The sequence below is a fragment of the Clostridium brassicae genome (assembly GCF_026738875.1).
Taxonomy (GTDB): Bacteria; Bacillota; Clostridia; order Clostridiales; family Clostridiaceae; genus Clostridium_H; species Clostridium_H brassicae.
Map to the genome: position 1 here is coordinate 73,115 of NZ_JAPQFJ010000018.1, position 10,562 is coordinate 83,676.

At 28.5% G+C, this 10,562-nt stretch carries 13 protein-coding genes and 1 riboswitch; of the genes, 4 read left to right on the plus strand and 9 right to left on the minus strand.

The window, feature by feature from the left end; all coding sequences use genetic code 11:
• Positions 1 to 19 precede the first annotated feature (19 nt).
• Complete coding sequence (locus tag OW729_RS15455; protein WP_268062449.1) at positions 20 to 1,156, plus strand: aldo/keto reductase; 1,137 nt, start codon at positions 20 to 22, stop codon at positions 1,154 to 1,156.
• Positions 1,157 to 1,315: 159 nt separating this feature from the next.
• Here OW729_RS15455 and mscL read toward each other — a convergent pair whose 3' ends face one another.
• The 6 genes from mscL to thiD all read right to left on the minus strand — a co-directional run bounded on the left by mscL (position 1,316) and on the right by thiD (position 6,862).
• Positions 1,316 to 1,750 (minus strand): large conductance mechanosensitive channel protein MscL, encoded by a 435-nt coding sequence (gene mscL / locus OW729_RS15460; protein WP_268062450.1) that lies wholly within the window; start codon positions 1,748 to 1,750, stop codon positions 1,316 to 1,318.
• 68 nt (positions 1,751 to 1,818) lie between these two features.
• Complete coding sequence (purF, locus tag OW729_RS15465; protein ID WP_268062451.1) at positions 1,819 to 3,177, minus strand: amidophosphoribosyltransferase; 1,359 nt, start codon at positions 3,175 to 3,177, stop codon at positions 1,819 to 1,821.
• Entirely contained in the window at positions 3,178 to 4,491 is a 1,314-nt protein-coding gene (gene thiC / locus OW729_RS15470) for a phosphomethylpyrimidine synthase ThiC (RefSeq protein WP_268062452.1), read from the minus strand. It abuts the gene before it with no gap.
• 131 nt (positions 4,492 to 4,622) lie between these two features.
• Positions 4,623 to 5,249, minus strand: a complete 627-nt coding sequence (gene thiE, locus OW729_RS15475) for a thiamine phosphate synthase (protein WP_268062453.1) — start codon at positions 5,247 to 5,249, stop codon at positions 4,623 to 4,625.
• Positions 5,240 to 6,034 (minus strand): hydroxyethylthiazole kinase, encoded by a 795-nt coding sequence (thiM, locus tag OW729_RS15480; protein WP_268062454.1) that lies wholly within the window; start codon positions 6,032 to 6,034, stop codon positions 5,240 to 5,242. Before thiM ends, thiE begins: the two co-directional genes overlap by 10 nt.
• A gap of 21 nt (positions 6,035 to 6,055) precedes the next feature.
• Positions 6,056 to 6,862: a bifunctional hydroxymethylpyrimidine kinase/phosphomethylpyrimidine kinase gene (thiD, locus tag OW729_RS15485; RefSeq protein ID WP_268062455.1), complete on the minus strand. Its 807-nt coding sequence runs from the start codon at positions 6,860 to 6,862 to the stop codon at positions 6,056 to 6,058.
• 137 nt (positions 6,863 to 6,999) lie between these two features.
• Positions 7,000 to 7,098: riboswitch (TPP riboswitch) on the minus strand.
• Between the two features lie 146 nt (positions 7,099 to 7,244).
• Here thiD and OW729_RS15490 point away from each other — a divergent pair.
• The 3 genes from OW729_RS15490 to OW729_RS15500 all read left to right on the plus strand — a co-directional run bounded on the left by OW729_RS15490 (position 7,245) and on the right by OW729_RS15500 (position 8,377).
• Positions 7,245 to 7,457 (plus strand): hypothetical protein, encoded by a 213-nt coding sequence (locus OW729_RS15490; RefSeq protein ID WP_268062456.1) that lies wholly within the window; start codon positions 7,245 to 7,247, stop codon positions 7,455 to 7,457.
• Positions 7,458 to 7,527: 70 nt separating this feature from the next.
• A complete protein-coding gene (locus OW729_RS15495; protein ID WP_268062457.1) occupies positions 7,528 to 7,806 on the plus strand; it encodes a hypothetical protein in 279 nt (92 codons plus the stop codon).
• Positions 7,807 to 8,122: 316 nt separating this feature from the next.
• Positions 8,123 to 8,377, plus strand: a complete 255-nt coding sequence (locus OW729_RS15500) for a hypothetical protein (RefSeq protein WP_268062458.1) — start codon at positions 8,123 to 8,125, stop codon at positions 8,375 to 8,377.
• Between the two features lie 50 nt (positions 8,378 to 8,427).
• Here OW729_RS15500 and OW729_RS15505 read toward each other — a convergent pair whose 3' ends face one another.
• The 3 genes from OW729_RS15505 to OW729_RS15515 form a co-directional block, all read right to left on the minus strand.
• Positions 8,428 to 8,604 carry an alpha/beta-type small acid-soluble spore protein gene (locus tag OW729_RS15505; RefSeq protein ID WP_268062459.1) on the minus strand — a complete coding sequence of 59 codons (177 nt, stop codon included), beginning with the start codon at positions 8,602 to 8,604 and terminating at the stop codon, positions 8,428 to 8,430.
• A 247-nt stretch (positions 8,605 to 8,851) separates the two neighbouring features.
• Entirely contained in the window at positions 8,852 to 9,010 is a 159-nt protein-coding gene (locus tag OW729_RS15510) for a hypothetical protein (RefSeq protein ID WP_268062460.1), read from the minus strand.
• A gap of 132 nt (positions 9,011 to 9,142) precedes the next feature.
• Positions 9,143 to 10,297: a THUMP domain-containing class I SAM-dependent RNA methyltransferase gene (locus OW729_RS15515; protein ID WP_268062461.1), complete on the minus strand. Its 1,155-nt coding sequence runs from the start codon at positions 10,295 to 10,297 to the stop codon at positions 9,143 to 9,145.
• Between the last annotated feature and the right edge of the window lie 265 nt (positions 10,298 to 10,562).

A 10,562-nucleotide genomic window follows, 5' to 3' on the forward strand; every position in this document is an offset into this window, starting at 1 on the left:
AATTTAATGGGGGGATTTTATGCTATACAGGAAATTTGGCAAAACAGACGAAAAAGTATCTATACTTGGTTTTGGATGTATGAGACTTCCAGTAATAAATGGAGATGAGAAAAACATAAATGAAATAGAGGCAATTAAGCAAATAAGATATGCAATAGATAATGGAGTTAATTATATTGATACTGCTTATCCATATCATGGCGGAAGAAGTGAAACATTAGTTGAAAAAGCTTTAAGAGATGGATATAGAGAAAAGGTTTATTTGGCAACTAAATTGCCTTCATGGTTAATAAAGAGTAGAGAAGATATGGATAAATATTTAAATGAACAACTTAAAAGATTAAACACAGATTATATTGATTTTTATCTTATTCATGCACTAAATAGAGAATACTGGGACAATCTAAAATCCTTAGGAGTATTGGATTTCTTACATAAATCTATAAAAGACAATAAAATTAGATATGCAGGATTTTCTTTTCATGATGAAGTGAATTTATTTAAGGAAATAGTAGATTCTTATGAGTGGAGTTTTTGTCAAATTCAATATAATTATTTAGATGAAAACTATCAAGCAGGGTATGAAGGATTAAAATATGCAGATAAAAAAGAACTTGGCATAGTAATAATGGAACCTTTAAGAGGAGGAAGTCTTGTAAAAAACATTCCTCAAGATATAGAAGTAATATGGAACAAATCTAAAATAAAGAGAAGTGCAGCAGAATGGGCATTTAGGTTCTTATGGGATAAACCTAACATACATGTTGTTTTAAGCGGAATGAATGATATAAAACAAATCAAAGAAAACATAGAGAGTGCTAAAAATGCATATCCAAATTCTTTAAGTAAAAAAGAACTTAAACTTATTAATCAAGTTAAAAAAATTTATAAATCCAAAATCAAGGTAAACTGTACAGGATGCAAATATTGCATGCCTTGCCCATCAGGAGTGAACATACCAGTGTGTTTTGAACAGTTTAACAATGCTTTCATGTTTGATGATATGAAAACTTTTAGGCATACTTATAATGTATTTATGGATAAAAAAGAAAAAGCATCAAATTGTATTAATTGTGGTAAATGTGAAAAAATTTGTCCTCAACATATCGCAATAAGAGAATGTTTAAAGGAAGTCGTAAGCTTTTTTGAGAAATAGGTAAGTATGTTTAGTAAAGTTTAAACATAGTAAGTAGAAATTTAAGATAAGTTAGATATGCTTTACGTTTAGTAGAATAATTAAAAAGCAATGAAGAGTAGTAGGGTAATTGGCTATAATCTTCATTACTTTTTTATTAATAATACTATGTAATTCCAATCATTCAAGTTCTGAAGTGCAGTGAGGACATCTAGTGGCTTCAACAGAAATATCACTACAACAGAAAGGACAGTTTTTTGTAGCAATAGGGGCAGGAATCTCCTTTTTTTTAGAAAACTTATTTATCTGTTTTATGACAATAAACATCGAAAAAGCTATAATTAAAAAATCTATTATATTGTTTATAAAAATACCATAGTTTAGTGTAGCTACTCCTGCTTTTTTTGCTTCTGCAATAGTTTTGAATTTTCCATCACCTAAAACAATAAATAAATTTGAAAAGTCAATTTTGCCAAGAAATAAGCCTAATAGAGGCATAACTATGTCGTTAACAAGTGAAGATACGATTTTACTAAATGCACTACCTATTAATACACCTAGAGCTAAATCAATAACATTACCTTTTACAGCGAAATCTTTAAATTCTTTAAACATTTTGAGAACCACCTTTTTTTAGTACATATTAAAATTCTAGCATGTAAAATATAAAAAATCAATTTTGGCTAAATAGGGTACATTCCATTGAAACATCCTAAGCAAAGATTAGACTTTCCTATAGATTTTATGAGTCCTTTTATACTTAAATAACCAAGGCTATCTGCTTGAAGATTTTTTTTAATATCATCTAAACTCATATAAGAACCAAGTAAGTCATTTTTATTAAATGTATCAATTCCAAAATGGCAACAGTGTTTTACTATAGGTGAAGCAACTCTAAAATGAACTTCTTTTGCACCGCATTTTTTTAGCGTAGCTACAATTTTTTTGCTTGTATTACCTCTTACTAAGGAATCATCCACTACAATAACTTTTTTATTATAGACATTAAATTTAATAGGATTTAGTTTGATATTTATACATTCTTCTCTAAGCTTTTGCGAAGGTTGTATAAAAGACCTATCAATATAATTATTTTTGGTAAAACCAAAGGTGTAGGGTATACCAGAAGCTTTAGAATATCCCATAGCAGCAGGAATTCCTGAGTTTGGAACTCCAATTACTATATCTCCATCCGCAGGACATTCTTTGTATAATTCCTTGCCACATGAATATCTAGAATGATATACACTAATGTTATCAACAATACTATCTTCTCGTGAAAAATATATATATTCAAAAGCACATGTTGCCGAAATTGAATCACTAGAATAAGCTATTGATTTTAAACCATTTTTATCAATAGCTACAATTTCACCAGGTATTACATTACGTATAAACTGGCCATTTATTGTATCAAAAGCGCAACTTTCAGAAGCGATTATATAGGAATTTTCTATTTTTCCTAAACAAAGAGGTCTAATACCTTTAGGATCTCTTATACATAAAAGTTTATCTGGAGTTAAAACAACAACAGAAAAAGAACCTTTAATTTTTTTTACTGAATATATTATAGATTCTTCTATGGTTTCTTTTTCAGAAGTTTCTATGAGTTTTAAAATAACTTCTGAATCAGTAGTAGTGTTGAATATGACCCCTTTATTCATCAGCTCTTTCCTTAAAGTTTGAGAATTAATTAAGTTACCGTTATGAGCGATGGCAATTTGTTCAGAATTAAAATTGCCTACTAGCGGTTGAGCATTAATAATATTACTGTCTCCAGTTGTAGAGTATCTTACATGACCAATAGAGCTGTAGCCAATTAAATTATTTAAAATATCTTTTGTGTAAATTTCACGAACAAGTCCCATGCCTTTATAAGTGAACAGTTTATTGTCTCTAGCTACAGTAATACCTGAACTTTCTTGACCTCTATGCTGAAGAGCATAAAGGCCATAATAAGTTAGATAGGAGACTTTTAAATAATCCTCTTTAGAAAATACTCCAAATATTCCACATTCTTCTTTAAATTTATCTTTATTCATCTAATCATCATCTCTTAAAACGTTTATATTTTTACCTTCCATAACTTTATTCATGTTTCTAACAGCACACATTTTTCCACACATAGTGCAAGTATGTTCATTTTCAGGAATAGACTCTTTTCTATACCTTCTTGCTTTTTCAGGATCAATAGCTAATTTGAACATAGTTTCCCAATCTAAGTCTCTCCTTGCTCTGCTCATAGCATTATCCCAATCTCTAGCACCTTTTATCCCTTTAGCTATATCTGCAGCATGAGCAGCTATCTTGGTAGCAATTATTCCTTCTTTCATATCTTCTAAATTAGGAAGTCTTAAATGTTCTGCTGGAGTTACATAGCATAAGAAATCAGCACCAGTAGATGCTGCAAGAGCTCCACCAATAGCGCTAGTTATATGGTCATAACCAGGAGCTATATCTGTTACTATTGGGCCTAATACATAAAAAGGAGCTTCATAACATAATTTTTTCTCTAGTTCCATATTAGTTTTAATTTCATTTAAAGCCATGTGCCCAGGTCCTTCAATCATAACTTGTACATTTTTTTCCCAAGCTCTTTTTGTTAATTCACCTAAAGTCATTAGCTCTTTTATTTGGCTAGGGTCAGTAGAGTCTGCAATGGCCCCTGGACGGCAAGCATCTCCAAGGCTTATAGTTACATCATATTTTTCACAAATATCTAATACTTTATCAAAGTATTCATAGAAAGGGTTTTCTTTACCGTTAAGTTCCATCCATGCATAAAGTAATGAACCACCTCTTGAAACAAAATTCATCATTCTAGGATTTCTTTTAAAAACTGCTGCAGTTTCTCTATTTATACCAGCATGAATAGTCATAAAATCTACGCCATCTTTAGCATGTTTTTCAATAACTCCAATTAATTCATCTTCTGTAATATCTTTTAATTCCTTATCGTAAAAACCTACGGCATCATACATAGGAACAGTACCAATCATCCCAGAATACATATTAACTAGTTTTTTTCTAAACTCTTCTGTTTTACCAAAGCAGCTTAAATCCATTATAGCCTCAGCGTTCATGTCCATAGCTGTTTTAACTTTTTCAAGCTCTGCATCTACATTGCAGCAGTCTTTTGAAATACCTAAATTAACATTAATTTTTGTTTTTAATCCTTTGCCGACACCTTCAGCTTTTAATGATTTATGATTTTTATTTGCAGGTATTACTACTTTACCTTCTGCTACTAACTCCATTAGTTTATTTAATTCCATATTTTCTTTTTGAGAAACTAGTTCCATTTCTTTTGTAATTATTCCTTTCTTAGCAGCATCCATTTGTGTTGTATAATTCATTTTTTATTTCTCCTTTTCTATTTGAATTTTAGTGTTTTAAAATAAATTCTAACCTAAATTATTGCTATCCACGGTATTATTAAACTTTATAAGCTATTAAAATCAGTATAACTATCGTGTATTATATAAGTTTAGATAGATTTTATAATTGTATTTAATTTTTCAGAAGCTTGCTTTATGTACTCTTCTCCTAATATAGCCGAGATAACTGAAATTCCATTTACTCCAGATTCCATTATTTCTTTAGTATTAGAAGAATTGATTCCTCCTATTGCTACACATGGAATCTTAATTTTTTTCGTTATTTCTTTTAAGCCATCCAAACCTATAGGTGTATTAATATCTTTTTTACTTGTTGTATAAAATATTGGACCTAATCCTAAATAATTAGCCCCGCAACTTTCTGCTTCTAGAGCTTCATTTAAAGTATTTGCTGAAATACCTATAATTTTGTTTTCTCCAAGTATTTTTCTAGCTGAATTTATAGGCATGTCACTTTGACCAAGATGAACACCATCGGCATCTACAGCTAAAGCAATATCTATTCTGTCATTTATTAAAAGAGGAACATTATATTTTGAAGTAATCTCTTTTATTTGAAAGGCAATGGCTAAAAATTCTCTAGTAGATATATTTTTTTCTCTAAGCTGAATTAGAGTAACACCACCTTCTATAGCTTGTTCTACACATTCTTTAAAGCCTCTACCATTTAAAAAACTTCTATCAGTAACAAGATATAGGCTATAATCTATAAGCATTTAACATTACCTTCTTTCAACAATTTTTCCTCATTTAATAGATATATTTCATCTATTAATCCAACTTTAAAACTTCCGGGAGTTTTATATTTTTGAGCAGCTTTTTCTCCAGCAATATTCATAGAAAGTATAGAAGATACTGTAGATATGAACTTATCTTCATAAATAGCAGATGTAGCTGCAGTAAGGGCACCCACCATACAACCAGCACCTGTTATTAAAGTAAGCATCTCAGTGCCATTTTTAATAATAGCTGATCTCTTTCTATCGGTTATGACATCTTCTTTTCCTGTTGCTGCAACAACGCAGTTATATTTTTGTGATAGAGAAATACATGCTTCAAGAACATTTTCATTATCTAAAGAGTCAACGCCTCTAGACTTAGATTCTAATCCAGCCAAAGACTTTATTTCAGAAGCATTACCTTTAATTACATCGATTCTACCAAGTTTAAATAACTTTTCGATAAAATTAATTTTCCTTTTTATAGCACCACATCCAACTGGATCTAAAATTAATGGTACATTATTATTTTTGGCAGATATACCAGCCATAATAGCAGCTTGTTCTTGTTCTTTTGTTAGAGTTCCTACATTAACATAAATTGATGAAGATATACTAGCAAAATCGTAGGATTCATCATAAGCTTCAACCATAGCAGGAGATGCCCCAAAGGAGAGCAGTATATTGGCACAATCGTTAATAGTCACATAATTAGTAATAGAGTGAACTAAAGGCGTTTTATTTCTCACTTCAGTTATGATTTTACAAACATTTTCAATCATTATTAAACCTCCTAAATTTATTTATAGTTCAAAATTAACACCTGATTTTTTATATAAATCTATAAAATGCCCTAAAGGGCCAATACCATGACCGATTGAAAAAGAATTTTTTATAGCTTTATTAATATATTCTTTGGAAAGATATATACTTTTTTCTAAAGAATATCCTAAAGCAATATAGCTAGCTATAGCAGAGGATAAGGTACAACCAGTACCATGAGTATTTAAAGAATCTATTCTACTTCCCTCTACATTAATAAATTTATTTTCAAAGTATAGCAAATCTGTAGCATCACTGCATTTATGACCACCTTTTATAAGAACAGCTCTAGGACCATATTCTTTAATGATTAAAGCAGCTTTTTTCATATCTTTTTCGGTATTAATTTTAATACCAGATAGTTCTTCAGCCTCAGGAATATTAGGAGTAACCAAATCTGCAATTGATATAAGAGTTTTCAACTCTTTAATAGCTTCTGGTTTTAAGAGATAATAGCCACTTTTAGAAATCATTAAAGGATCTATAATAATATTTTTTAATTTATATTTGCATAGCATATTTTTTATACTTTTTATTGTATGGGAAGTTGATACCATACCAATTTTTACAGAATCTACTTTTATATCATCAAAAATAGCTTTGAGTTGAGCTTCTACAATTGTCGTATCTAAATCTTGAACTGCAAAAACTCCTTTTGTATTTTGGGCGGTAACTGCAGTAATTACGCTCATGGCATAAACTCCAATGGAAGACATAGTTTTAATATCTGCTTGTATTCCTGCGCCACCAGAACTATCTGAACCTGCTATTGTTAAAACTTTTTTCATGATTAATCTCCTTTCAAAAATCTTATATACGCAAAAAAAGCATATTTACAATATTTCTATTGCAAATATGCTTTTAAATAGAGTTACAAAGAGTTAAAAAACTCCCTTGCAAAAAAGCAAGGGAGTAATTAATACTAATTAATCACTCTAGAGCTTCCTTCGCTAATACTAATTAGATCAGGTTCAAAGGGTTGGATAAAATCCTCTCAGCCATTTAAGCACCCCTGCAATAGATAAAATCGAATATAAAATTTTTAAACTGTAGTACAAGAGTATATTAACACTATTAATATAAAAAAGCAATCTATATTTTACCTATATAATAAAAAAGCATAAAACCATATATAAGGGATAACATAATATTTAGAAAGGAGATGGAATAATGACTAAGAAAAAAATAATACAAAATGTGAATCATGAAATAGAAAAAATAGATAAAAAATATAAGCAACTTACAGGTGAAGAGGAATTTAGAATAATAGGTAATAACACAGAATTAGTAGATACTCATGAATTAGGAACCAATATAGAGAGTAACCCATTTCCATTTAGTGAAGAGGATAAACCTTTTTATAAAGAGGATGATGAGAATTAGCACTATCTTATAGTTAAATTTACAAAATATATAGCAAATATAATATCACGAAAAGGAGTAGACGTATTTTATGGATAATTTTTATGAATATGGAGATTTGAAAGTAGAGATGGAAAATTTAAAAGATCTTTTAATAAATAAGATGGGAATAGGTGAATATAGTACAAATGATATTCTAACAGCATATAAAACCACCTATGAAAATGATGCTCAAACTGCATTAGATTCTTCATGGACAGAATATTTCGAAGAAATTTTAAAACAGTGTGAAGGTAGAACAGAAGGTAAGATAATAAAACAGATAAAAGATAATAATGTGAATCACAATGCACAATGGAAAGTTTATTAATTAAAATGATTTTTGTACAAAAACACAAAAATATTAAACATAATAAATATTATGTAAATTAAAATAAAAAAGTAAACTAATCCAAATAAATTTTAAAATCCCTACAATGGGATTTTTTATCTTAGAAAGCAATCCGTTACTATGGATATAAAAACAACTATTTTACTCTTAAATAAAAAATAAAACTTATTTTTTCTTTCAATTCATATACATAATACTAAGTAGTATCTATTAATATATTTTACTAAAATTAAAAAATTATATTGAATAAAATAAGTTTTATTATAATATATTAATTTATTAGGAGGGAGATTATATGAAAATAAGCTTCTTTTATAAATGTAAAGATGGATATATTATAAGTAATGAATCTAATAACACTGAAGAAGTAGAAAATAATAAAAATAAAACAATAAAAAAGATAGCTGAACATATAGAAAGAAAATGTGAAGAATATAAAGATGAAATAGATTTCAATAAAGATAGTGAAGAATTAGATCAACTTTTAAAAGCATTTAAAGAAGAAATTAGAAATACTAATAAAGAAGAGAGTGAAGATAATAATCAATAAATTAGAGGTATGCAGCTATAAGCTACATACCTCTAATTGTTTTTTATTTATTATAATTCTCTTTCATATTTTTCTACCATTCTTTTTACCATTTCTCCGCCAACGCTTCCACATTGTTTTGAAGTAAGATCCCCATTGTAATCTGTAAAAGGAACACCAAGCTCTTGGGCTACTTCCATCTTAAATTTATTTAATCCATTTCTTGCTTCCGGAACTAGATGTTTCATATTAACTTCCTCCTTTACATTTCACTTTGAGATTTAAATATATCTTTATGTCATTACTTTTTTGTTACTATTATATTGTGAAAAATCACATATAAGTATGCTGATAGATTTATGGATATAGTGGTACTTAATTATAAAGTAGCCACTAAAAAAACAAAATGGTAGTAAAATTTAAAACATAAAATATTAGACTGTTAACAAGTCATAAGTACTTGCTAACAGTCTAATAGCCTTAAAATTTTTAATTTTAAGATTTATTATTTTTAGTTTTATTATTAGGTGGATTTATTTCTGTTACTAAACCTTCTGAAGCCATTTCATAGCTTGTAGAATTAGGATTTAAAATATTAGCTCGATTATCATTATTTTTTTTAGTTGCCTTTTTAGGAGCTGTTTTTTTGCCCATAAAATCCTCCTTATATAAACTTTTATATAGTTGACTTATACCTATAAGCTTGCATTAAGCAAATATGTAAAGTAGCAACTTTTAATTTTAGTTATGAATTTAAAATTCACATTTAGTATTTACTAAAGGAAGCTATTTATTCAACAATTTGCTTTTAGGAGGTTTAGGACCTAAATATTGATAAAAATAACATTGAATTCTACCATTATATAGTTTTCTATTCTTATCAGATTTTTTTCCAAAGCATTCTTCAAATTTCTCATGAGATGTTATGATAAAGTAAGACCAAGTATCTAATTTCTTAAATGTTTTACCCATTTTTTTATAAAGTTCTTCTACTTCATCTTTTTCACTTAATCTTTCTCCATAAGGAGGATTGCAAACAATTGTTCCATAATGTTTATTTGAACTTAAGGAAGTAACTGACTGTTGTTGAAAGTGAATGTAATCATCAACTCCAGCTTTAATAGCATTTTGTCTAGCTATATTAATTACTCTTTCATCTATATCAAAACCAAATATGGAATGTTCCTTGTCAATTATTATTTTCTCATAAGCTTCTTTTCTTACTTTTTTCCATGTAAGAGAGGAAATTATAAAATCCCATTCTTCACATGCAAAACTTCTATTTAAACCTGGGGCAATATTCTTAGCTATAAGCGCTGCTTCAATTGGTATTGTTCCTGAACCACAAAATGGGTCTATAAAATTTCTATCATATCTCCACTGACTAAGAATTACAAGAGCTGCTGCCAAAGTTTCTTTTAAAGGAGCTTCACTTCCAACTTCCCTATATCCTCTTTTGTGTAGCGCGTCTCCACTAGTATCTAATAAAACAGTTACATTATCATTTAATATAGAGATTAATATAGGATATTTATCTCCACTTTCACTAAACCAATCAATATCATAGCTTTCTCTTAAATTTTCTACAATAGCCTTTTTAGAAATAGATTGTATATCGGAAAGGCTAAAAAGTTGAGACTTAACAGATTTAGCATTAACTATAAAATTAGCATCTTCTGGTAGATATTCTTCCCAGTTTATTTTTTTTACTCCTTGAAATAACTCTTCAAAAGAAGTCGCTTTAAATTCTGAAAGTTTTATAAAAACTCTGTCTGCACATCTAAGCCACAGATTTGATTTGCAAATACATTCTTCATCTCCAAAATAGGTAACTTTACCATTTTCAACTTTTAAATCTTTATATCCTAAACGTTTTAATTCTTTTCCAACAATGGATTCTAATCCAAATGCAGATGTAGCTATCAATTCATATGTAGCCATTTAATATTCCGCCTTTCTATATTAATTTCACTTATTTAATATATCATTACACTATATAAAAAACAATAAATCCTCTTACTTATATACTTATTTTTTAATAATAAATAAGTAATTTATACAAAAATAATAAATATGATTTTAATTACCTAAGTTTTGTACAAAGAAAACTTTATTGGTTTCCATATTATAGTTTCCAAAAAATAAATAGTGGATAATACCAAGCCTTGAAGTATAATTTTCTTGCTACAGAAAAATTAAGAAAGGC